Below are 22,324 nucleotides of genomic sequence, written 5' to 3'. Positions count from 1 at the left end.
CTGGCCGCAATGGATAACTGTCTTTGCGGCGCAGTTCGCAGCGGTGAAACGCGGGGTTTGAGTCTGTTTCATTGGGTGATTAACGTGAGCTCGGTCACCCAAGGGACGGGAAAATGGAAAACCATCCACCAGAAAATGGCGTCTCACACCGGCATGAGAGAGCGATAGAGCAAACACTGGCAGACATGAACAGCGTCCTGCTTGAGTCGGATCTGTTTATGACTCGTCTGACGGTACAAGACCGGCGCTGGCAAAAAGGCAGAAAAAACGGACATACGTTAAATTGGCGCTCTCTTTTTAAATATCATGCCCAAACGCCGATGAGTTTCGCTTTCGTCTATCGGCAAATGGCCAGCCCGCTGAGCCGCGCCGGCTTTTGCCTGTGCCGTTACCTCCAGGCAGAGAACGTTATCGATCTTGTCGCATTGGAGAATTTCTCCCTGCGTGAAGCGCAACATCCACTGAAAGGCAATATGCTGCGTAACTGCTTGCAGGTGCTGTATCTGTATGGCCTGAACCTGCAAGAGCAGAGGCTGACGCCGGAGCCTCCGCCGGACATACTTATCAGCCACGCAATCAATCACCGCGTGTTGGCGCTGTATACTCGTCAGGCCGCCTTTGAAGTAATACCCGGTACCATGACATGTAAAACCAGCTTCAACGCACTGAAAAAGTACATACAATCGCTGGAAAAGTACGGGGCCAAATGTGATAAGGTGCGTATAAATAACGAGCAGAAAGGAAGCCAAAATGGAAAATAAGGATCTGACCGACCCTACGCTCTCCATTCAAGAGCAAAAACGCATCGCCATCGAGATTTTGCGCCAACACCATCGCTGGGAGATGGCCAACCCGCGTCCGCCTGAAGAACTCCCGGAATGGGAAGCCATCGGCCCGTTCAGAAAAAGCAAACGTCACCTGATCGAACGTACCGACGACTAATTCCCCTTCCCCCGCGGCAATCCAGCGGGGCCCAGCTGTCCGATTAAATCTGGTAGTCAATCACCGCATCCAACTGCGACGAGAAGACCTTGTCCTTGATTTCGGTCAGCGACAGCGTCGGGTTGCACAGCTGGATAAAACGCCAGGCATAGTTGCGCTGCAGCTGGCTGCGTTTCAGGCCCAGCCATACCGTATTGGGTTCAAACAGGTGCTCGGCATTGAGGCTCACCAACCCGCGGTCGCGCTCTTTTTCATACGACATGTCCGCCAGCACACCCACGCCCAACCCCAGCTCGACGTAAGTTTTAATCACGTCGGAATCTTGCGCGCTGAGCGCGATGTCCGGCATCAGGCCCGCCGCTTTGAACGCCGCATCCAGCTTCGCGCGCCCGGTAATGCCCTGACGGTAAGTGATCAGCGGCAAGGTGCTGAGCATCTCCAGCGTCACCTGCGGCTGACGCGTCAACTCGTGCCCTTCCGGCACCAGAATGGTGTGATGCCAGCGATAGTAAGGGAACGCCGCCAACGATTCGTCGCTCATCAGCCGTTCGCTGGCGATGCCGATATCGGCTTCGCCGGCGGCCAGCATCGAGACGATCTCCTCCGGGCTGCCCTGATTGAGCACCACCCGCACCCGCGGGTAAAGCGCGCGAAACTCTTTGATTACCCCCGGCAGGCTGTAGCGCGCCTGGGTATGCGTCGTCGCGATATGCAGCTGCCCCGAATCGTTGCTGCTGAAGACGTCCGCCAGGCGACGGATGTTATTGGCGTCGTTGAGAATACGTTCCGCAACCACCAGCAGCTCTTTGCCGGGTTCGGTCATGCCCAGCAGCCGCTTGCCGCGGCGAATGAATATTTCAATGCCCAGCTCTTCTTCCAGCTCGCGAATATGCCGGCTGACGCCGGACTGCGAAGTAAATAAGGTATTGGCGACCTCGGTCAGGTTGTAGTTGCAGCGCGCCGATTCGCGAATAATTTTTAATTGTTGAAAGTTCATCCCCGTCTCCCTGTTTCTTGCGGTAGCGTTTGCCATATTGATACGGAGTCCTGCGGGGCTGAACAAATAAGAAATAGCCTTTAGTTATGCAATTTAATACTAAGTGAATTATTTATCGTTACTCTTGGGGGATGAAGACGGGGGGAAATGATGAATAGCTTTAAAAATAAAGAGATAAATAACCACACAAAGAAAGAGTCTTGGATAATCATGCAGAATAAAGTTATTAAATAGAGGTATTAGATATATGAAAAAGGGCTCAGCGTGCTGAGCCCTTCACTGTTTGCCAACCAGCCAACGCCTCAGGCCGTGGCCTCCGCCCCGAAAGCGCCGGGCCGGTTCTGCTGCAACCATTGCTGTACATAGCGCACCAGATCGCCGATGCAATCATCCTGCATGCCGTGGTGCTTCAGCTCGTTATCCAGCGCAAACAGGTATTGCGCGTTGGTGCCCAGCGGGCCGCTGGCGCTGGCGATCAATGGCGCGATCACCTGGTGGCTGGTGTCTGCTTCAAACAGCGGATGCTGTGCGTTCATCACGAACACCAGCGCAGTGACAACCTCACCGCCCTCCAGTTGCAGCTCACACCAGGTCGGCACATAGCAATCGGTTATCATTTCGCGCTTCCACAGCAGCTCCAGCTCTTCGCGCAGCTTGCTTTCCGGCAGACGGAAGGCCAATCCGGTGGTCTGGCCGCCCTCTTTCAGCGCCAGCATGCGCCCCGGCTGATGCAGCGTGCCGCGCCCGGCGGTCAAGCGCATGCAGAACGCCCGGTGCCAGCCCTGCAGCATGGCAGGCCGCACTTCTTCCGATTCAAAAACCGGGTTCCACATCAGCGAACCGTAACCGAATACCCAAACCGGGCTGTGATCCGGCCGGCGCGATAACGTGCAATCCAACGAGGCTGCGCGCTGTTCAGGCGTCAGCAACAGCGACTCCTCAATAGCGCCGAATGCGGTTTTGCAATCCGCTTTTTGCAGAAAATCTCGCGTTAACACTGTTACAACCTCCCGGGAATACGATTTCTCGTCCTCCCTCGCCACTACTGAACCTTTGCAATTTTATTTTTAGGTGCGGAATTTTATTAATTCAATAACCGCGCCGATTAATAATGACCATATTCTTTTCCCGCCGCGCAATCAAGTTGCAAAGCGGTGTTAACGTGGAAAAGTATTTGTACTGAGCAGCAATAATATTAATTGCCGGGTCAGCATAACGTCTACGCGATTTTATCAGGCCATAAAGCGTTACTTTTTGTGCCAACGCTCATCGTCGCCCTTGCGATAGCTTTGCTTGACCGCCGCCCAGGCCACCTTGTGCGCCGTCTCCTCCCGGCTGTCGTCACCGCGGCGGTCCTCAGGATCCCGGTATTGTTGCCAGGCGCTGTTGAACGCTTCCTTATAGATCGTCTGCGCATGGGCCGGCAGCACATGCTTCACATTGTCCGGCAAGTCGTTCGTGTCTTGATAGGGCATCACGTCCTCCCGTGCGTATTCCGTGAAGCTTAAGCCTAGCTCACACGCCGTTGCGCCTCAATGAGCAAACAATTCTCATTATCAAACGGCATGATATACTCACCGCCAAACGAACTATAAGGAGATCCCCGTGACTACCGAAGCCCCTCGCTCACGCGCCCCCTACCTGATCGCCGTCAGCGCCGTACAGGACATTACGCCGCACCTGCGCCGCATCACCTTTACCGCGCCCGATCTGCGCTACTATCCGGCCAACGCCGCCGCTGCGCACATTAAAGTGTTTTTGCCGCTCGCCGGCCAAACCCAGCCGGATCTGCCAACGCTGACCGAAAACGGTCCGCGCTGGGCGGCGGACGCCGTGCGCCCGATCGTACGCACCTATTCTATTCGCGCCGTGCGCCCGGAACAGGCGGAGGTGGACATCGAGTTCGCGATCCACGATCACCAAGGCCCGGCGGTCGACTTTGCGCGCCAGGCGAAGGCCGGCGATAAAATCGGCATCAGCAACCCGGGCGGCCCGAAACCTATGCTGCCGGCGGCCGATTTCTACTGCCTGGCGGGCGATCCTTCCTCACTGCCTGCGCTGGCCGCGCTGCTGGAGAATTTGCCGCCGCACAGCGCCGGGCGCGCTTTCGTCCGCGTCGACAGCACCGCCGACGCGATTGATCTGAAGAAACCGGCCGGCGTTGAGGTGGATTGGATCGTTGGCGGCACGGAGAAAACCGACGAACTGATCGCCCGCTTCCGCGCGCAATCCCTGCCTCAGAGCGAAACGCACTTCTGGCTCGCCGGTGAAGATCGCCTGGTGGTAGAGCTGCGCCGTTACCTGCGCCGTGAACGCCAATGCGATCGTAATCGTCTTTATGCCGTACCTTACTGGCGTGAGGGACTAAATGAAGAGGGTTACCACAATAAACGGCATGAAATCATGGATAATATTGACGACTAACGACTGTATATTCCTTGATTAACCACGAACTAAACAAGTAAACACGACTTTTCTCAAATCTAACGTTAAAAATCGGCGTTATTGCGTAAAAGTAAGTAAATAAAACCGCACCCTGTGCGGTTTTTTTGCTACCCTGATCACATAAAGCAAGCAATTGCTTTCTCAGATAAAAACAACATCACACCGGCGCCGTGGGTGTATCCTAATATAAAATACCTACTGGAAACGCAGAGTTGCCGCATCACGGCGACCGGCGCTGACGGGCTACGCTGTTTGAGAAGGAGTGCCACCCTCATGAAGTCGCAACACGATCCTGGCCGATCCACCAAATCTCGCCACACCGAATACTCGCTGATCTTCCCCATCGCCGCGCTGGTGGTGTTGAATTTATGGGGCAGCACCGATAACTTTCCGCTGATCGTCGGCATTAATATTCTCGCGCTGGTGGGTATCCTCAGCAGCGCCTTCAGCGTGGTGCGCCACGCCGACGTGCTGGCGCACCGTTTGGGGGAACCCTACGGCTCGCTGATCCTCAGCCTGTCGGTGGTGATCCTCGAGGTCAGCCTGATCTCGGCGCTGATGGCCACCGGCGACGCCGCGCCGGCGTTGATGCGCGACACGCTGTACTCCATCATCATGATCGTTTCCGCCGGCCTGGTCGGTTTCGCGCTGCTGCTCGGCGGGCGCAAGTTCGCCACCCAGTACGTCAACCTGGGCGGCATCAAACAGTACCTGATGGCGATTTTCCCGCTGGCGGTGATCGTGCTGGTGTTCCCGAGCGCGCTGCCGGGCGGCAACTTCAGCACCGGGCAAGCGCTGCTGGTGGCGCTGATCTCCGCCGCCATGTATGGCGTGTTCCTGGTGATCCAGACCAAAACTCACCAGAGCCTGTTCGTGTACGAGCATGAAGACGACGATGGCGACCCGCACCACGGCAAGCCCTCTTCGCACAGCAGCGCCTGGCATGCCGCCTGGCTCATCGTGCACCTGATCGCGGTTATCGCCGTCACCAAGTTCAACGCCAATCCGCTGGAAGGTCTGTTGACCAAAATGAATGCGCCGGCTCAGTTCACCGGTTTCCTGGTAGCGCTGCTGATCCTGTCGCCTGAAGGGCTGGGGGCACTGCGCGCCGTGTTGAACAACCAAGTGCAACGCGCCATGAACCTGTTCTTCGGTTCGGTGCTGGCGACCATCTCCCTGACGGTTCCGGCGGTCACCATCATTGCCACCCTGACTGGGCAGACGCTGATCTTCGGCCTGCAAACGCCGCATATCGTGGTGATGCTGACAGTGCTGCTGCTGTGCCAGCTGTCGTTCTCGACCGGCCGCACCAACGTGCTGAACGGCACCGCCCACCTGGCGCTATTCGCCGCCTATATGATGACTATCTTCGCCTGATCAAAAAGGGGCGCACACCGTGCGCCCCTGTCTTCGTTATACCGAGAAGAATATCGCCGCGGCGATCCCCCCGAACAAAATCCACTTGATGATGTAATAACCGGTGCGGTTCCAGGCCTTCAGGCGTTTCCCCACCCGGCGTATCGCATAGATGTATTTGAACATCTTGTTGACGCCGCCAGTGCGATCGCCCTCTTCATTAGGCGCGGTGGCGGCGCTCATCAGATTGCGCCCCAGCCAGTGGTTCACCGCCTGCGCCCAACGGTAGCGCATCGGCCGTTCGATGTCGCAGAACAGGATCAGACGATTTTGCCCGCTCTGATTTTCCGCGTAGTGCAGGTAGGTTTCATCGAACATCACGCCTTCACCGTCGCGCCAGCTGTAGCGCTCGCCGTCCACCTCAATGAAGCAGCGGTCATCGTTGGGGGTTATCAGCCCCAGGTGATAACGCAGCGAACCGGCATAAGGATCGCGGTGGCGCGGCAACCGGCTGCCGTCCGGCAGTTCGGCGAACATCGCCGCCTTGACCGAAGGCAGGCTGCGCAGCAGTTCCGTGGTCTGCGGGCACAGGGTCATGGCGGAAGGATGGCTGTCCTCATACCATTTCAGATAAAAGCGTTTCCAGCCGGTCTTGAAGAACGAGTTGAACCCGGCGTCGTTGAATTGATCGGACGCTTTAATCTGTTGGATCTCCATCAGCTTCTGTCCTTCGTCGCGGATGGTTTCCCAATTCTCCCGCAGTACCGCCAGCTCAGGGAACTGCTCCGGCTTCAGGTACGGCGTGGTCGGCACACGGGAAAACAGGTACATAAAGACGTTCAGCGGTGCGGTAAAGGTGGAATGGTCAGACAGCTGTCGCCACACGTTGTAGCGTACCCGCCCGCGGTAATGCACATAGACGACGCATAAAATAAGCAAAATCAGAATGATATATTTCATGTTTGAATCGCATCAAGGAACTCACGCTCAATGCGCCGCACGGCGCACACCCCAGATAGTGTCCTTTTGGCGACGCACGCAAGTTGCGCGCCAATCTGGAACCCATTAATCATTAACGCTAACTCAACGAAAATCTATACAAAAAGCCACAATAATTTACACAAAGGTTAAACGAGAGGGGAAATTGCGCAGATAAAAAAGGCCGCCGAGGCGGCCTTTTTTCAGTAGCGGATAGGTTAACTGTAAGCGTTGAGCGTGCGCTGGCACAAAGCGGAGCGCACGCAGTCCTGTTTCTCAAAGCGGATAACGCCGATCATCTCGTCCTCTTCGAAGCGCTCCAGCGCGTCACTGAGGCCGGATTTCACGCCGCGCGGCAAGTCGCACTGGGTCACGTCGCCGTTGACGATAACCGTCACGTTTTCGCCCAGGCGGGTCAGGAACATTTTCATCTGGCTGGCGGTCACGTTCTGGGCTTCATCCAGGATAACGACCGCATTTTCGAAGGTGCGTCCGCGCATATAAGCGAACGGCGCAATCTCTACCTTGCCGATTTCCGGGCGCAGGCAGTACTGCATAAAGGAAGAGCCTAAACGGCGCACCAGGATGTCATACACCGGGCGGAAATAAGGCGCGAATTTCTCAGAGATATCCCCCGGCAAGAAACCAAGGTCTTCATCCGCCTGCAAAACAGGACGGGTAACGATAATCCGATCCACCTCTTTATGGATCAGCGCCTCCGCCGCCTTGGCGGCGCTGATGAATGTTTTGCCACAGCCGGCTTCGCCGGTGGCGAAGATCAGCTGCTTATTCTCTATGGCTGATAAGTAATGACCCTGAGCTTCGGTTCTAGCCTCGATGGGTGAGCTATCGCGCTTGTCTCGCGCCATGCCGATAGACTCGACTCCCCCCATTTGCACCAGCGAGGTCACAGACTCTTCTTCCAGCTGGCGATGACTACGAGCGTCACGACGAATAACGCGTTTCGCTTCACGACGTGCTTTGATCACTGCTTTCTGTCTACCCATAGTGGCACCTTACAGTTTGTTTCACCTACCGCAACGGCCAGGCCGCGCGATTATGTTTCACACACGTATTAGGTTTTGGCCTCCTCCGAGCCAATAAGAGCCAAGGGACAAGGTGAATCGACGGCAACGCTTAAGCGCCGTGTCTTCACGGGACAACGCGGACTGCATTAAAAAACGTGGAGTAAAAAGTGATGAGATTCGATAGCGATAAGAGTGCGGGGTTGCCGGTAAAAGAGAGTCGGAGAGAGAACCCTCGTTACAACGAGAAATCAGGGGAGATGTGTTATTTTTTCTTTCCAGCCCAACCAAGGACTTTACCATTAGCGATCCCCGCAGTGATATTTACAGCTTCAAGCTGTGCACCGTGTGAAAACTACCGCCAGATGATTACAGTATAATGACATTCAATCCTGTCGCGTTACTAAAATGTAAAAAATTTTATATGTTTTGTTTTTAGTAAGCGCAAAAACACTATATCACGCTCGGCACGTCATTCCACAAAAAATTTAATTACATAAATATCAACAAGTTACAATTAAAAACCGCGAATGACACTTTGCCTTGCCGATTAAATTTTGCACAATACAAAGTTGGCGGGCCGTTCAGATTTTTTAATCCGCAGGTGAAGGATTGAATTGAATTTCGTCGCTTAATGTCCCGGGTAATAGGCAAGCCAACGTAAAACGAGGCGGAAGATCCCACCTCGTCATTGCGCACTCAGGCCTTGAGCAGGCCGCTGGCCAAATAGTCGCCACCCTCTTTCACGCCCGGTAATACGAAGAAATATCCGCCGCCGATCGGCTTGATGTATTCTTCCAGCGCTTCGCCGTTGAGCCTTTTTTGTACTGTCAGGAACCCTTTCTCCAGATCGGCCTGATAGCAGACAAACAGCAGCCCCATTTCCAGCTGCCCGGCATTGGAAACGCCAAGGGAATAGCTGTAGCCACGCCGCAGCATCAGATTGCTTTGGCTTTCCGGCGTGCGGGGGTTAGCCAACCGGATGTGCGCATCCATCGGGATCACCTTGCCGTCGGGATCGTTCGCGTAGTTCGGCTCGTCATGTTCATGCTTCATGCCGAGCGGCGCGCCGCTGTGCTTTTCGCGGCCGAAAATGGTTTCCTGCTCCTGCAGCGGCGTGCGATCCCAAAACTCCACGCGGAAGCGAATAATGCGGGCGGCCTGGTAGCTGCCGCCCGCCGTCCACGCCGGCTCGCCGACGTTGTCGCCGACCCACACCACCTTATCCATCAGCGGTTTGTCGTCGGTTTTCGGGTTGGCGGTGCCGTCTTTGAAGCCCAGCAGGTTGATCGGCGTCTCTTTGCCTTTGCTGCGCGCCGCATGCGCGGAGATAAATCCTTCCCGCTTCCAGCGCACGCTGAGCAAATCCGGCGAATGCTTGATGATGTCGCGCAGTGCATGGATCACCGTTTCATTGGTGTTGGCGCAGATCTGCAGCAGCAGATCGCCGTGGCAAAGCCCGGCGTCCAGGGCATCGTTGGGGAAGCGGGCCATTTTCTGCAACCGCAGCGGCTTTTGCGCCTGCAGGCCAAAGCGTTCGTCGAACAGCGATGCGCCGACCGAGACGGTAACGGTCAGGTTATCCGGGTAAATCTCCGGCCCCATGATCCCCGAATCGAGCGGCGGCAATTTGGCGTCCACCTCCGGCGCCTTGCCGCCGTGGGTCAGGAACGCGATGCGGTCGGTCAGCAGCCGGAACAGGCGCTCCAGGTCCGCTTTGCTGGTCGCCAGCACGTCGAACGCCACCAGCATCATCGCCGCCTGTTGCGGGGTCAGCACCCCGGCCTGATGGCGGCCATAAAACGGCTGTTTCTGCCAGCGCTCATCCTGCGGCGCCGCCACCGGCTCCGCCGCTTTGTCCGCCGCCTGCACCAGGCGGCTGCCGCCCAGCGCCAGCGCGCTCAGCCCCAGCCCCTGCAACAAACGGCGGCGTGAAGGGGATGCAGCCCCCTGAGAGTGCGGATGAGGCCCGTTATTCGGGCCTGCCTTGTTGCTCATAACCGTATGCCTCAGTCCAGACCCAATACGCCGCGCAGTTGGGAAAGGTCTTCCGCCAGCGTGGTGATCGGCCCTTTCAACGCATTGCGGTCGGCATCGGTCAGCTTCTCATAGGACTCATACCCCTCTTTGGTTTGGTACTTCGCCAAAATGGTGTCGACGGTTTTGAAGTTGGCGTCGATCTTGTCCAGCATCGGCTTGTTGGCCTTGACCAACAGCGGGCGCAGCAGGTTGACGATCTTCTGCGCACCGTCGACGTTGGCCTGGAAATCCCACAGGTCGGTGCGGCTGTAACGGTCTTCTTCACCGCTGATCTTGCTGGCCGCCACTTCTTCGATCAGCCCGGCTGCGCCGCCCACCACCTTGCTCGGCGGGAAGGTCAGTTCACCCACGCGTTTTTGCAGTTCAACGGTGTCGTGATACAGACGATCGGCATATTTGCCCATGTCTTTGGTCGAGTTGTCGGCAAACAGCGCCTTCTCCAGACGGTGGAAGCCGGTAAAGTTCGGATCCGCCGATTTCTTCTCGTAGTCGTCTTCACGGGCGTCGATGCTGCCGTCCAGATCGGAGAACAGCTCGGCGATCGGCTCGATGCGCTCATAGTGCTGGCGGGTCGGCGCGTACAGCTTGCGCGCTTGCTCCACGTTGCCGGCCTTCACCGCGTCGGTGAACAGCTTGGTCTGTTTCACCAGCCCGTCGACTTCTTTGATGACGTAGACTTTGTATTCGGCGATCGGGCCAACCAGATCCAGCGCGTTCGGTTTGCCGTCGGTGGCGCCGTTGGCTGCCGCGGTGACGGTCAGTTTGCCTTTTGGGTTGCTCAGCAGCCCGCAGGTCATGTCGTATTCGCCCGCTTCCAGCGTGGCGGTCATTTTCTGGGTGAAGCCCGGCGCGATGTTTTCGCGCTCTTCCACCACCATCACCCCTTTCAGGATTTCCCATTCGACGTTTTTCTGGCTGGTGTTATGCACCACAAACTGCGTCTTGCCGGCCGGCACCGTCAGTTGCATCGGTTCGCACTGCTTGTCGTTGACCGTGACTTTGACCTGCGGCACGTCCGCCGCCAACGCGTCGATGCTCAGCGCAAACGCCGGGATAGCCAGTAATGCTGCGTGCAACGCCTTGCGGCGAAATAACGGAGTAGACATACGAGATTCCCTATTAAACATTAATGATTGATTTTACGTTGCGCCGGGGCCGCTGCCGGCTCCGCGCGCTGCGGCAGGAAAAAGAAAATCAGCGCCGGGATCAGATACAGGAAATAGACGGCCACTTCGCTGACCGTCGGCGCTTCCTGATAACCGAGGATGCCTTCCAGCAGGGTGCCGAACAGCGAATGGGTCGACAGGGTGCTGCTGAAATCGAAAGCGATGTCCTGGAAGTGATTCCACAGGCCGGCTTCGTGGAAGGCGCGGATCGCCCCGGCGGCCAGGCCGGCGGCGACGAACAGAATGAACAGGCTGGTCCATTTGAAAAACTTGGCCAGGTGCAGCTTCACACCGCCCCAATAAATCATCATGCCCAGCACGATGGCGGCCACCAGGCCGAGCACCGCGCCGATCGGCGCCGCGGCGCCCACGTCTTGCTGGAACGCCGCCAGCAGGAAGAACACCGACTCCAGCCCTTCGCGCGCCACGGCGAAGAACACCATCGCCACCAGCGCCCAACCCTGCCCTTTACCGGCGTTGAGCGCCTGATCGATCGCCCCTTCCAGATGCACCTTGACCGACTTGGACACCTTACGCATCCAGAACACCATATAGGTGAGGATCACTACCGCCACCACCGCCACGATGCCCTCGAACAGCTCCTGCTGTTTCTGCGGGAACTCGCCGGTGGTTTCATTGATGAAGATACCGAGCGCCAGACACAGCGCCGCAGCGACAATCACGCCGATCCACACCGCGCCCAGCCATTGGCTGCGCTGCGTGCGCTTCAGGTAGCTGGCGATCAGGCTGACGATCAGCGCGGCCTCCAGCCCCTCACGGAACATGATAAGAAAGGGAACGAACATAAATAATCACCCCTGAAAAGACCGCGGCGGCAGAGACGGTGCTTGCGAAATGAGCCACGGCGACTATGTAAAGAAACGTAAAAACCAACGAGAGTGATTATCATTCTGCCAAGAATAAATACAAGAGGCATGACGGTGATTTTTTCTAATCAAATGTCGCCAGGTGTTACAGCTGGGTGGTGCTGAGCGCTCACGAAGTGCCATGATATACTGCAAAGAGCAGAAGTATGCCGTTCTGACACCATAAACAGCGAAGATGTCGACGCCGTTTGCTTTACGGACAAACCAGAAACGGTAGGATGGGAGCATCCATTATGATCCGTAGGAGTATGATTTAATCCTGCCGTCAGAGCCTGATTAACCGGTATGAGGCGAGCCCGTAGCAAGTTAAATGGAGTAAAAATGAAAATATCCGCCATCGTTCCGGCGTTTAACACGGAAAACTACATTAGTGAGTGCGTTGAATCTTTATTACAGAACGACCAGGATAATATTGAAATCATTCTGGTCAACGATGGTTCAACCGACAAAACGGGCACGATACTGGATAGCTTCGTTGCACCTTGCATTAAAGTGATCCATACCGAAAATAAAGGGCAATCGTCCGCCAGAAACACGGGGCTTGCTGCTTCATCAGGCGACTATGTGATCTTTGTCGATAGCGATGACAAACTCGCGGAAAATGCGCTGGATCGATTAGCTGGCATGCTAAAAGAAACCCGGGCGGACGTGGTCTTTTTCGAGTCTTCCGTGTTCTTCGACGATGAAAGTCTGGCTGAGCGATTCAACCCTAAGTATGAAAGAAATGGCTTATTAAGTAACATCACCTGTTCAGGAACGGATTTTTTTCAGAAAGCAGTCAATGTCGGTAACTACATCGTCAGCCCTTGCCTGTATATATCCAGTAGAAAAGCCTTAAAAAACATCCAGTTCAAAAACGGTATCGTACACGAAGACAACATATTCACTACGCGTCTTCTGCTTGAGAATGATATTACCGTTCATTGTGTCAATGAAAAATTTTATTTACGTCGAGTGCGTCATGGCTCCGTAATGACGCAAAGGAAAGGCGATGGACATGTAAACGGCTACTATAACTGCATTACCGAGCTGATTAATGATCCCCCAACCAATGCCGGCCGGGTACAGGACGAGTACAATAAGTTCATTTGCCATATGGTCGATTGCTTCAAGTACACCAATGGCGACATCATTGCCGATTTGAAAGGTGAACTTGCCGAGAAAAACGACGTAGTTTTAGGTAAGTTAGCGGGGTTGGAGCGAGAAATCGCTGAGCTGCGCAACTCCACATCGTGGAAGATAACCTCACCATTAAGACGCATGGTGACTTTATTGAAAAGATAACCCTACAACTTTGTAAAAAGAAGGGGCGCCATTGGCGCCCCTCGTTATTTGCGGCAGTTACACCGTTTTGTACTCAGCTTCCGCCTGGTCGAAACGCTCGGTCATGGTGGCGGAAGGCTGGCGACCCATCAGGCTCACCACCACGATGGCGAGGCTGCCCAGGATGAAGCCCGGGATGATTTCATACAGACCCAGCCACTCGTATTGTTTCCAGACAATTACCGTCACCGCACCGACCAGCATACCGGCCAGCGCGCCGTTGCGGGTCATGCGCGACCACATCACCGAAATCAGCACAACCGGGCCGAAGGCGGCGCCGAAACCGGCCCAGGCGTAGCTCACCAGGCCCAGCACGCGGTTCTCCGGGTTGGCCGCCAATGCGATGGCGATCAACGCCACCACCAGCACCATCACGCGGCCGACCCACACCAGCTCGCGCTGGCTGGCGCCTTTGCGCAGGAACGCCTTGTACAGGTCTTCGGTGATCGCGCTGGAGCACACCAACAGCTGGCAGCTCAGGGTACTCATGACCGCCGCCAGAATCGCCGACAGCAGCACGCCCGCTACCCATGGGTTGAACAGCAGCATCGCCAGTTCGATGAACACGCGTTCCCCGTTCTTCGACACGTTACCGGCTTGATCCGGGTTGTTGGCGAAGTAAGCAATGCCGAAGAAACCGACGGCGATGGTGCCGGCCAGGCACAGGATCATCCAGGTCATGCTGATGCGGCGCGCGCTGCGGATGGTGCGGTGAGAATCCGCAGCCATGAAACGCGCCAGGATGTGCGGCTGGCCGAAGTAGCCCAGGCCCCAACCCAGCAGCGACAGGATGGCGACGAAGTTCAGCCCCTTCAGCATGTCGAGGTTGGCCGGGTTCTGCGCCTGGATCACCAGCATCGAGGTATCGATGCCGCCAACGGCGAAGATCACGATCACCGGCGTCAGGATCAGCGCGAAAATCATCAGGCTGGCCTGTACGGTGTCGGTCCAGCTCACCGCCAGGAAACCGCCGATAAAGGTATACAGGATGGTCGCCGCGGCGCCGGCCCACAGGGCGGTTTCGTAGCTCATGCCGAAGGTGCTTTCGAACAGGCGCGCGCCGGCTACGATGCCGGAGGCGCAGTAAATGGTGAAGAACACCAGGATGACGATGGCCGAGATCACGCGCAGCAGCTTGCTGTTGTCTTCAAAGCGGCTGGTGAAATAGTCCGGCAGCGTCAGGGCGTTGTTGTTGGCTTCGGTATGTACGCGCAGCCTTCCTGCCACCAGCTTCCAGTTCAGGTAAGCGCCGATGGTCAGGCCGATAGCGATCCAGCTTTCGGAGATGCCGGAGAGGAAGATGGCGCCCGGCAGGCCCATCAGCAACCAGCCGCTCATGTCGGAAGCGCCGGCGGACAACGCGGTCACCACGCTACCCAAACTGCGGCCGCCGAGAATATAGTCGTCAAAGTTATTGGTTGCCCGGTAGGCAAGCAGGCCGATCAGCACCATCCCGAAAATGTACACCAGGAAGGTCACCAGCATAGGTGTGCTCATTGTCATTTAATTCTCCACTTTCATTATTATTCGCGTTTCGCTTCGGCCAAGCCGGCGCCGGTAAACCCACGCGCAATGCATTTCACTGGCCGCCGCGCCGGAACGTGGCGCAGCCTGCGAGCAAGTGCAGGTAAAATAGTTTCTGCCCGTAATTGTTGACCGTCGGTTATCCTAGATGAGCCTTTCATCAACCAACAAGATATTTAACAACAAAGTTACACAAAGTTTACCCTGCGTCACATTTACCGGACCCAAAGGTTGCACTCACGACAAGCAAAATGAGTTGCACCTGGTTATTACCCTTATATACCGCAAGGTAAAGCGTCTGCGGCAGCATAAACCCCGCCGCGTTCGCTCAATAACGCAACATTCGTGCCAACTGCCCATGTTAAAAAATCGATGAAACTCACACTTCGCTCATCAGCCTGATTTAACAAGGTTGCACAAAGTTGCAACATGCAGGATATTGTCTGCATTCTTGACACCACACATCTCACGAACCTATCCCAACAGGCTTTCCGGCCTGCTGTTTGTCTAGCCTGATGGGATAGGTTCTAAACACAGGAGTTGGATAGGCATGGGCACTACCACAATGGGCGTGAAACTCGACGAGGCAACACGCGACCGGATCAAGAGCGCCGCGCAGCGCATCGATCGCACGCCGCACTGGCTCATCAAGCAGGCCATCTTTAATTACCTCGAGCGTCTCGAGAGCGGTTCCGATATTCCTGAAATTCCAGCGCTGGCCGCTGCGGGCCAGGCTGAAGCGGACGACATTATGCCGCAAGCGCAGGAAGAGTCACACCAGCCATTCCTCGATTTCGCCGAACAAATTCTGCCGCAGTCGGTCACCCGCGCCGCCATCACGGCCGCCTATCGTCGCCCGGAGACCGAAGCGGTGCCGATGTTGCTCGAACAGGCGCGATTACCCGCCGATCTTGCTCAGGCTACTCACAAAATGGCCTACGGCATCGCCGAGAAGTTGCGTAACCAAAAAAGTGCAAACGGCCGCGCCGGCATGGTGCAAGGCCTGCTGCAAGAGTTCTCCCTCTCCTCGCAGGAAGGCGTGGCGCTGATGTGCCTGGCGGAAGCGCTGTTGCGTATTCCGGACAAACCGACCCGCGATGCCCTGATCCGCGACAAGATCAGCAACGGCAACTGGCACTCGCACCTGGGGCGCAGCCCGTCGCTGTTCGTCAACGCCGCCACCTGGGGTCTGCTGTTCACCGGCAAGCTGGTGTCCACGCATAACGAAGCCAATCTGTCCCGTTCGCTGAACCGCATTATCGGCAAGAGCGGCGAGCCGCTGATCCGCAAAGGCGTGGACATGGCGATGCGCCTGATGGGCGAACAGTTCGTGACCGGCGAAACCATCGCCGAAGCGCTGGCCAACGCGCGCAAGCTCGAAGAAAAAGGCTTCCGCTACTCCTACGACATGCTGGGCGAAGCCGCCCTGACCGAAGCCGACGCGCAGGCCTACCTGGTTTCCTACCAGCAGGCGATCCACGCCATCGGCAAAGCCTCCAACGGCCGTGGCATCTATGAAGGCCCCGGCATCTCCATCAAGCTGTCCGCCCTGCACCCGCGCTACAGCCGCGCGCAGTACGAACGCGTCATGGAAGAGCTCTACCCGCGCCTGCTGTCGCTGACCCTGCAGGCACGCCAGTACGATATCGGCATCAACATCGATGCCGAAGAGGCCGACCGTCTGGAGATCTCGCTCGACCTGCTGGAGAAGCTGTGCTTCGAACCGCAGCTGGCCGGCTGGAACGGCATCGGCTTCGTGATTCAGGCCTACCAAAAACGTTGTCCGTTCGCCATCGATGCCGTGATCGACATGGCGCAACGCAGCCGCCGTCGCCTGATGATCCGTCTGGTGAAGGGCGCCTACTGGGACAGCGAAATCAAACGCGCCCAGATGGACGGCCTGGAAGGCTACCCGGTCTACACCCGCAAGGTCTATACCGACGTTTCCTACCTGGCCTGCGCCCGCAAGCTGCTGTCGGTGCCGAACCTGATTTATCCGCAGTTCGCGACCCACAACGCCCATACCCTGAGCGCCATCTATCACCTGGCCGGCAACAACTACTACCCTGGCCAGTATGAGTTCCAGTGCCTGCACGGCATGGGTGAGCCGCTGTACGAGCAGGTGGTGGGTAAAGTGGCCGACGGCAAACTGAACCGCCCTTGCCGCATCTATGCGCCGGTCGGTACCCATGAAACGCTGCTGGCTTACCTGGTGCGCCGCCTGCTGGAAAACGGCGCCAATACCTCGTTCGTCAACCGCATCGCCGATGCCACCCTGCCGCTCGACGAGCTGGTGGCCGATCCGGTCAGCGCCGTGGAAGCGCTGGCCGCCAGCGAAGGCCAAATTGGCCTGCCGCATCCACGCATTCCGCTGCCGCGCGAGCTGTACGGCGAGAAGCGCACCAACTCCAGCGGTCTGGATCTGTCCAACGAACAGCGTCTGGCCTCGCTCTCCAGCGCCCTGCTCACCAGCGCCAGCCATCCGTGGCGCGCGGAACCGATCATCGACGCCGAGTTGGATCAGGGCGTGGAGCAACCGGTGATCAACCCGGCCGAGCCGGGCGATGTGGTCGGCTACGTGCGTGAAGCCACCGAAGGCGAAGTCAGCCGTGCGCTCGACGCCGCCGCGGCCGCCGGCCCAATCTGGTTCGCTACGCCGCCGACGGAGCGCGCCGCGATCCTCGAACGCGCCGCCGAGTTGATGGAGAGTCAGCTGCAAAGCCTGCTGGGCATTCTGGTGCGTGAAGCGGGTAAAACCTTCAACAACGCCATCGCCGAAGTGCGCGAAGCGGTGGACTTCCTGCACTACTACGCCGGCCAGGTGCGCGACGATTTCGCCAACGACAGCCACCGTCCGCTGGGCCCAGTGGTCTGCATCAGCCCGTGGAACTTCCCGCTGGCGATCTTCACCGGCCAAATCGCCGCCGCGCTGGCGGCGGGCAACAGCGTGCTGGCCAAACCGGCCGAGCAAACGCCGCTGGTGGCTGCGCAGGCGGTGCGTATCCTGCTGGAAGCCGGCATTCCGCAAGGCGTGCTGCAACTGCTGCCGGGCCAGGGTGAAACCGTCGGCTCGACGCTGGTCAACGATGCCCGCGTCCGCGGCGTGATGTTCACCGGGTCTACCGACGTCGCCGGCATTCTGCAGCGCAGCATCGCCGGTCGCCTGGATCCGCAAGGCCGTCCGACGCCGCTGATCGCCGAAACCGGCGGCCTGAACGCCATGATCGTCGACTCTTCGGCCCTGACCGAACAGGTCGTGACCGACGTGGTGGCCTCCGCCTTCGACAGCGCCGGCCAGCGCTGCTCCGCGCTGCGTATCCTGTGCATTCAGGAAGACGTGGCCGAGCACACGCTGCAAATGCTGCGCGGCGCGATGGCCGAATGCCGCATGGGCAATCCTGAGCGCCTGTCTACCGACGTGGGCCCGGTGATCGACGCCGAAGCCAAGACCGGCATCGAGCGCCACATTCAGGCGATGCGCGCCAAAGGCCGCAAGGTGTACCAGGCCGCCAAAGGCAGCGCGCAGGATGAGAAAGAGTGGGCGCGCGGCACCTTCATCAAACCGACGCTGATCGAACTCGACAGCTTCGACGAGCTGCAAAAAGAGATCTTTGGCCCGGTGCTGCACGTGGTGCGCTTCCAGCGCAACAATCTGGACGCGCTGGTCGATCAGATCAACGCCGCCGGTTATGGCCTGACGCTGGGCATTCACACCCGTATCGATGAAACCATCGCCCGGGTGACCGAACGCGCCAAGGTCGGCAACCTGTACGTCAACCGTAACATGGTTGGCGCGGTGGTCGGCGTACAGCCGTTCGGCGGCGAAGGCCTGTCGGGCACCGGCCCGAAAGCCGGCGGCCCGCTGTACCTGTACCGTCTGCTGGCTAACCGTCCGGACGACGCGCTGCAGCGTACGCTGCACCGTCAGGACGAAGAGCGCCCGATGGAAGCCACGGCGCGGCCGCAGCTGTTGGGCGCGCTGCAATCGCTGGAGAAATGGGCGGTCACCAGCCAACACGGCGAACTGGCGGCATTGGCGCAGCGCTATGCGGAACTGGGCCAGGGCGGCACCGTACGCCCGCTGCCGGGCCCGACCGGCGAGCGCAATACCTATGCCCTGCTGCCGCGTGAACGCGTGCTGTGCCTGGCGGATAACGAAGCCGACGCGCTGATCCAGTTGGCCGCCGTGCTGGCGGTCGGCAGCAGCGCGCTGTGGCCGGAAGCGGAGCTGCAGCGCAATCTGTTCCGCCGCTTGCCGAACGATGTGCAGGCGCGCATCGCCTTCAGCAAAGACTGGCAGCAGGACAAGGTCGAGTTCGACGCCGCCATCTACCACGGCGATGCCGACCAGCTGCGCACCCTGTGCGAGCAGATCGCGCAGCGCGGCGGCGCCATCGTCTCGGTGCAGGGCTTCGCTCACGGTGAAACCAACATCCTGTTGGAACGCCTGCTGATCGAGCGTTCGCTGAGCGTCAACACCGCCGCCGCCGGCGGTAACGCCAGCCTGATGACCATCGGTTAACACATCGTCAAGGCGGCCATGCATTGCCGCCTGATTTGCTCACCGCTACGCAAACCCTGCACTTGTGCAGGGTTTTTTATTGCCCGCAGCCCGGTCAGCCGTTAGCGTATTAATCTCCTTGCCTGAGAGTGTGTATGGTATGTAGATTAAGGACAATAACATCGTGAAGAGTGCAGAACTGATTGCGTTGCTAGAAAGCCACGGTTGGGCATTGCGGCGGGTAAAAGGTAGCCACCATCAATTCAAACATCCCGATTTTGCGCTGATCATCACCGTACCGCACCCAAAGAAAGATCTAAAGCTGGGCACGCTGCGGCAGATACTTAAAGACGCGGGATTAAGTGCGCTTCACATCGCCACGCGTTAACAGGAGAGACCATGTTTTATCCCGCTTATATCCATACAGAATCAAACGGCAGCGCCAGCGGTTTCTTTCCCGACGTCCCTGGCTGCTACTTCGCCGGTGCTAGCCTGGACGACGCTTTTGCCGATGCCCAAAGCGCACTGGATGCGCACTTTGAGTTGTTGAGCGAAGACAATCAGCCGATACCGCGCCCGCATGCCGTCGCGGCCCATCTTGCCAAAGGTGCGGAATCCTTCGAGGGTGGACAATGGTTATTAGTCGCTATCAACATGGATAAATTTGACGGCCGGGCCGAACGGATTAACATCACCTTGCCCCATCGCCTGTTAAGTCGCATTGACTCTCGGGTTCGGCAACATCCGGGATACGGTAGCCGCAGCGGATTTCTCGCCGCCGCCGCGCGAAACGAGTTGTTGAAAACGGAGTGAATGCGGACGGGGGAAGCTCCCCCGCCGTCTTATTGATTCAGGAATTTGTCGAGGAATTGCTGGGTACGCTGGTGCTGCGGGTTGGCGAACAGCGCTTTGGCCGGGCCCTGTTCAACGATGCGGCCGTGGTCCATAAAGATAACCCGGTCCGCCACGTCACGGGCAAAGCTCATCTCATGGGTGACGATCACCATGGTGCGTTTCTCTTCCGCCAATGAGCGCATGGTATTGAGCACTTCCCCCACCAGCTCGGGATCGAGCGCCGACGTCGGCTCATCGAACAAGATCACCTCCGGCTGCATCGCCAGCGCGCGCGCAATAGCCACTCGCTGCTGTTGGCCGCCGGACAGCCGCCGCGGATACGCCAGCTCCTTGCCGTTCAACCCTACCTTGGCCAGCAACGCGCGAGCGCGCTGTTCTGCGCTGGCTTTCGCCTCGCCTTTGACGATAACCGGCCCTTCGATGATGTTTTCCAACACCGAACGGTGCGGGAACAGGTTGAAGTTCTGGAACACGAAACCGACCTGCTGGCGCAGCGCCCGCACCTGATTTTTCTGTTTGCTCAGCGGCTTGCTGCCGTCGATCAGGATATCGCCGACGCGAATGGTGCCGGAATCCGGCTCCTCCAGCAGGTTAATGCAGCGCAATAAGGTGGTTTTCCCCGAGCCGCTCGGCCCGATGATCGCCACCACTTCGCCGGCGTCCACCGCCAGATCGATCCCATGCAGCACCGTCTGACCCTTGAACTGCTTGGTCAATTGCTTAACTTCAATGGCACTCATGCGCTACTCCTGATCCTGGCGATTAACGTGGGCTTCCAGACGGTTTTGCAGCGCGGAAAGCAGGGTCGCCATCACCCAGTAAATCAGCGATGCCGCCAGGTACATGGTGAACACTTCCAGCGTGCGCGAGGTGATCAGCTGCGCCTGACGGAACAGTTCCGGCACCTGAATGGTGGCGGCCAGCGAGGTGTCTTTCACCAGGCCGATAAAGCTGTTGCCCAGCGGCGGCAAGGCGGTGCGCGCCGCCTGCGGCAAGATTACTCGACGCAGGGTTTGCCAGCGGGTCATGCCGATGCTGGCGGCGGCTTCCCACTGCCCTTTGTCGATCGACGAAATCGCCGCGCGCAGCGTTTCCGAGGTGTAGGCGGCGGTATTGAGCGACAGCCCAATCAGCGCCGCTGGGAAGGGATCGAACTCGATGCCGAACTGCGGCAAACCGTAATAGATCATAAACAACTGGGCGATCAACGGCGTGCCGCGAAACAGCGACACATAGATACGCGACAGCCACGCCAGCGGCCACAGCGGCGAAAGGCGCATCAGCGCCAGCAGAAAACCGAGCAGCAACCCCAACGCCATGCCGCCCAGGCTGAGCTGAAGCGTCAGTATTGCGCCCTTCAATAAAAATGGCGCTGAATCCAGCGCCAGTTGAATACTTTCGTGCATTATTTAGTTACGTCCGCGCCAAACCATTTCTCGGAGATCTTCGCCATCGTGCCGTCTTTTTGCATCTCGGCGATCGCCTGGTCAATCGCGGCCAGCAGCTCTGGGTTGTTCTTGCGCAGCGCCACGCCGGACTCCTGGCGAGAGAACGCCGGGCCGGCTACCGCCAACGTATCGCCGGTTTTCTTCACCAGATCCAGCGCCGCCAGACGATCCACCAGAATGGCGTTGATGCGGCCAACGCGCAGATCCTGATACTTGGTCGGGTCGTCGTCGTAGGTGCGCACGTCCACGCCCTGCACATTCTCGCGCAACCATTGCTCATAGTTGGTACCCAAGCCAACGCCGACCTTCTTGCCCTTCAGGTCTTCCGGTTTGGTGATGGTGCCTTCGTTGCCTTTTTTCACCAGCGCCTGGATACCGGAAACGGTGTATGGGGTGGAGAAGTCATATTTCTTCTTGCGTTCATCGGAGATAGTCACCTGGTTGATGACCACGTCGATACGCTTCGAATCCAGCGAAGCCAGCATGCCGTCCCACTTGGTCGGGTTCAGCTTGGCTTTCACGCCCAGATGTTCCGCCAGCGCATTGGCGAAATCCACTTCGAAACCGGTCAGCTTGCCGTCTTCCCCCTGGAAGCTAAACGGCGGATAGGTGCCCTCCAGGCCGACGATCAGCGTGCCACGCTGTTTCACCTGCTGCAGCAGATTGTCGGCAGCGTAGGTTTGGGTCGCCAAACCGGCGGCTAATGCGACGCCCACTACGCCCAACAACCATTGACGACGAACTTTCGCAAACATCATAAACACCCCTGTGTGTTATTTATCTTTTTTGATATCAGCACTTTAACAGTGCGACCGCCCGCATAAAGGAATATAACTT

At 57.8% G+C, this 22,324-nt stretch carries 20 protein-coding genes; 8 read left to right on the top strand and 12 right to left on the bottom strand.

Annotated elements, in window-relative coordinates; all coding sequences use genetic code 11:
• Positions 1 to 113 precede the first annotated feature (113 nt).
• The gene (locus ACJ8HT_RS03165; protein ID WP_195873489.1) at positions 114 to 761 is read left to right on the top strand and encodes a hypothetical protein; all 648 of its coding nucleotides are present in this window, start codon (positions 114 to 116) and stop codon (positions 759 to 761) included.
• The gene (locus ACJ8HT_RS03160) at positions 751 to 942 is read left to right on the top strand and encodes a hypothetical protein (protein WP_033634949.1); all 192 of its coding nucleotides are present in this window, start codon (positions 751 to 753) and stop codon (positions 940 to 942) included. Before ACJ8HT_RS03165 ends, ACJ8HT_RS03160 begins: the two co-directional genes overlap by 11 nt.
• A 43-nt stretch (positions 943 to 985) precedes the next feature.
• Here the strand turns inward: ACJ8HT_RS03160 and cbl are convergent, their stop codons facing one another.
• The 3 genes from cbl to chaB all read right to left on the bottom strand — a co-directional run bounded on the left by cbl (position 986) and on the right by chaB (position 3,414).
• A complete protein-coding gene (cbl, locus tag ACJ8HT_RS03155; protein WP_197652640.1) occupies positions 986 to 1,939 on the bottom strand; it encodes an HTH-type transcriptional regulator Cbl in 954 nt (317 codons plus the stop codon).
• Positions 1,940 to 2,241: 302 nt separating this feature from the next.
• The gene (locus ACJ8HT_RS03150) at positions 2,242 to 2,937 is read right to left on the bottom strand and encodes a gamma-glutamylcyclotransferase (protein ID WP_049202018.1); all 696 of its coding nucleotides are present in this window, start codon (positions 2,935 to 2,937) and stop codon (positions 2,242 to 2,244) included.
• A 249-nt stretch (positions 2,938 to 3,186) separates the two neighbouring features.
• Complete coding sequence (gene chaB / locus ACJ8HT_RS03145; RefSeq protein WP_064289935.1) at positions 3,187 to 3,414, bottom strand: putative cation transport regulator ChaB; 228 nt, start codon at positions 3,412 to 3,414, stop codon at positions 3,187 to 3,189.
• Positions 3,415 to 3,544: 130 nt separating this feature from the next.
• Here chaB and ACJ8HT_RS03140 point away from each other — a divergent pair, with 130 nt between their 5' ends.
• Both ACJ8HT_RS03140 and chaA read left to right on the top strand, forming a co-directional pair.
• On the top strand, positions 3,545 to 4,363 hold the full coding sequence (locus tag ACJ8HT_RS03140) for a siderophore-interacting protein (protein WP_194571884.1): 819 nt from the start codon (positions 3,545 to 3,547) through the stop codon (positions 4,361 to 4,363).
• A 294-nt stretch (positions 4,364 to 4,657) separates the two neighbouring features.
• Entirely contained in the window at positions 4,658 to 5,761 is a 1,104-nt protein-coding gene (chaA, locus tag ACJ8HT_RS03135; protein WP_025303229.1) for a sodium-potassium/proton antiporter ChaA, read from the top strand.
• Positions 5,762 to 5,797: 36 nt separating this feature from the next.
• Here chaA and lpxO read toward each other — a convergent pair whose 3' ends face one another.
• The 5 genes from lpxO to efeU all read right to left on the bottom strand — a co-directional run bounded on the left by lpxO (position 5,798) and on the right by efeU (position 11,755).
• Entirely contained in the window at positions 5,798 to 6,700 is a 903-nt protein-coding gene (gene lpxO, locus ACJ8HT_RS03130; RefSeq protein WP_025303230.1) for a lipid A hydroxylase LpxO, read from the bottom strand.
• Positions 6,701 to 6,936: 236 nt separating this feature from the next.
• A complete protein-coding gene (phoH, locus tag ACJ8HT_RS03125; protein WP_015378226.1) occupies positions 6,937 to 7,725 on the bottom strand; it encodes a phosphate starvation-inducible protein PhoH in 789 nt (262 codons plus the stop codon).
• A 717-nt stretch (positions 7,726 to 8,442) separates the two neighbouring features.
• Complete coding sequence (gene efeB, locus ACJ8HT_RS03120) at positions 8,443 to 9,741, bottom strand: iron uptake transporter deferrochelatase/peroxidase subunit (RefSeq protein WP_197652638.1); 1,299 nt, start codon at positions 9,739 to 9,741, stop codon at positions 8,443 to 8,445.
• 11 nt (positions 9,742 to 9,752) lie between these two features.
• Complete coding sequence (gene efeO / locus ACJ8HT_RS03115; protein WP_197652637.1) at positions 9,753 to 10,889, bottom strand: iron uptake system protein EfeO; 1,137 nt, start codon at positions 10,887 to 10,889, stop codon at positions 9,753 to 9,755.
• A 20-nt stretch (positions 10,890 to 10,909) separates the two neighbouring features.
• Positions 10,910 to 11,755, bottom strand: a complete 846-nt coding sequence (gene efeU, locus ACJ8HT_RS03110) for an iron uptake transporter permease EfeU (protein ID WP_025159831.1) — start codon at positions 11,753 to 11,755, stop codon at positions 10,910 to 10,912.
• 402 nt (positions 11,756 to 12,157) lie between these two features.
• Here efeU and ACJ8HT_RS03105 point away from each other — a divergent pair, with 402 nt between their 5' ends.
• Complete coding sequence (locus ACJ8HT_RS03105; protein WP_197652635.1) at positions 12,158 to 13,120, top strand: glycosyltransferase family 2 protein; 963 nt, start codon at positions 12,158 to 12,160, stop codon at positions 13,118 to 13,120.
• Between the two features lie 57 nt (positions 13,121 to 13,177).
• Here ACJ8HT_RS03105 and putP read toward each other — a convergent pair whose 3' ends face one another.
• Positions 13,178 to 14,662, bottom strand: coding sequence for a sodium/proline symporter PutP (gene putP / locus ACJ8HT_RS03100; protein ID WP_049197985.1), 1,485 nt, complete (start codon positions 14,660 to 14,662; stop codon positions 13,178 to 13,180).
• Between the two features lie 571 nt (positions 14,663 to 15,233).
• Between putP and putA the strand changes: the two genes are divergently transcribed.
• From putA to ACJ8HT_RS03085, 3 genes are all read left to right on the top strand, one after another.
• Positions 15,234 to 19,205, top strand: coding sequence for a trifunctional transcriptional regulator/proline dehydrogenase/L-glutamate gamma-semialdehyde dehydrogenase (gene putA / locus ACJ8HT_RS03095; RefSeq protein WP_197652633.1), 3,972 nt, complete (start codon positions 15,234 to 15,236; stop codon positions 19,203 to 19,205).
• Between the two features lie 163 nt (positions 19,206 to 19,368).
• Positions 19,369 to 19,572: a type II toxin-antitoxin system HicA family toxin gene (locus ACJ8HT_RS03090; RefSeq protein WP_197652631.1), complete on the top strand. Its 204-nt coding sequence runs from the start codon at positions 19,369 to 19,371 to the stop codon at positions 19,570 to 19,572.
• 11 nt (positions 19,573 to 19,583) lie between these two features.
• A complete protein-coding gene (locus ACJ8HT_RS03085; protein WP_064289930.1) occupies positions 19,584 to 19,997 on the top strand; it encodes a type II toxin-antitoxin system HicB family antitoxin in 414 nt (137 codons plus the stop codon).
• Between the two features lie 29 nt (positions 19,998 to 20,026).
• Here the strand turns inward: ACJ8HT_RS03085 and tcyN are convergent, their stop codons facing one another.
• Genes tcyN through tcyJ form a run of 3 tightly spaced genes read right to left on the bottom strand, consistent with a single transcriptional unit; the run spans position 20,027 to position 22,245 of the window.
• Positions 20,027 to 20,779 carry an L-cystine ABC transporter ATP-binding protein TcyN gene (tcyN, locus tag ACJ8HT_RS03080; protein WP_197652630.1) on the bottom strand — a complete coding sequence of 251 codons (753 nt, stop codon included), beginning with the start codon at positions 20,777 to 20,779 and terminating at the stop codon, positions 20,027 to 20,029.
• A 3-nt stretch (positions 20,780 to 20,782) separates the two neighbouring features.
• Positions 20,783 to 21,445, bottom strand: a complete 663-nt coding sequence (gene tcyL / locus ACJ8HT_RS03075) for a cystine ABC transporter permease (RefSeq protein WP_041035592.1) — start codon at positions 21,443 to 21,445, stop codon at positions 20,783 to 20,785.
• Positions 21,445 to 22,245 carry a cystine ABC transporter substrate-binding protein gene (gene tcyJ, locus ACJ8HT_RS03070; protein ID WP_049271743.1) on the bottom strand — a complete coding sequence of 267 codons (801 nt, stop codon included), beginning with the start codon at positions 22,243 to 22,245 and terminating at the stop codon, positions 21,445 to 21,447. The genes tcyL and tcyJ overlap by 1 nt, the downstream gene beginning before the upstream one ends.
• Positions 22,246 to 22,324 lie beyond the last annotated feature (79 nt).

Source organism: Serratia sp. CY44782, from assembly GCF_052168715.1.
Classification (GTDB): domain Bacteria; phylum Pseudomonadota; class Gammaproteobacteria; order Enterobacterales; family Enterobacteriaceae; genus Serratia; species Serratia nevei.
The sequence above is the reverse complement of the archived record's forward strand: the minus strand, read 5'-3'. Positions and strand labels throughout refer to the sequence as shown.

Coding starts and splice junctions, on each gene's coding strand:
- ACJ8HT_RS03165 (WP_195873489.1), top strand. CDS start 114: ATGGAAAACCATCCACCAGAAAATGGCGTCTCACACCGGCATGAGAGA.
- ACJ8HT_RS03160 (WP_033634949.1), top strand. CDS start 751: ATGGAAAATAAGGATCTGACCGACCCTACGCTCTCCATTCAAGAGCAA.
- cbl (WP_197652640.1), bottom strand. CDS start 1,939: ATGAACTTTCAACAATTAAAAATTATTCGCGAATCGGCGCGCTGCAAC.
- chaB (WP_064289935.1), bottom strand. CDS start 3,414: ATGCCCTATCAAGACACGAACGACTTGCCGGACAATGTGAAGCATGTG.
- chaA (WP_025303229.1), top strand. CDS start 4,658: ATGAAGTCGCAACACGATCCTGGCCGATCCACCAAATCTCGCCACACC.
- lpxO (WP_025303230.1), bottom strand. CDS start 6,700: ATGAAATATATCATTCTGATTTTGCTTATTTTATGCGTCGTCTATGTG.
- phoH (WP_015378226.1), bottom strand. CDS start 7,725: ATGGGTAGACAGAAAGCAGTGATCAAAGCACGTCGTGAAGCGAAACGC.
- efeB (WP_197652638.1), bottom strand. CDS start 9,741: ATGAGCAACAAGGCAGGCCCGAATAACGGGCCTCATCCGCACTCTCAG.
- efeO (WP_197652637.1), bottom strand. CDS start 10,889: ATGTCTACTCCGTTATTTCGCCGCAAGGCGTTGCACGCAGCATTACTG.
- efeU (WP_025159831.1), bottom strand. CDS start 11,755: ATGTTCGTTCCCTTTCTTATCATGTTCCGTGAGGGGCTGGAGGCCGCG.
- ACJ8HT_RS03105 (WP_197652635.1), top strand. CDS start 12,158: ATGAAAATATCCGCCATCGTTCCGGCGTTTAACACGGAAAACTACATT.
- putP (WP_049197985.1), bottom strand. CDS start 14,662: ATGACAATGAGCACACCTATGCTGGTGACCTTCCTGGTGTACATTTTC.
- putA (WP_197652633.1), top strand. CDS start 15,234: ATGGGCACTACCACAATGGGCGTGAAACTCGACGAGGCAACACGCGAC.
- ACJ8HT_RS03085 (WP_064289930.1), top strand. CDS start 19,584: ATGTTTTATCCCGCTTATATCCATACAGAATCAAACGGCAGCGCCAGC.
- tcyN (WP_197652630.1), bottom strand. CDS start 20,779: ATGAGTGCCATTGAAGTTAAGCAATTGACCAAGCAGTTCAAGGGTCAG.
- tcyL (WP_041035592.1), bottom strand. CDS start 21,445: ATGCACGAAAGTATTCAACTGGCGCTGGATTCAGCGCCATTTTTATTG.
- tcyJ (WP_049271743.1), bottom strand. CDS start 22,245: ATGATGTTTGCGAAAGTTCGTCGTCAATGGTTGTTGGGCGTAGTGGGC.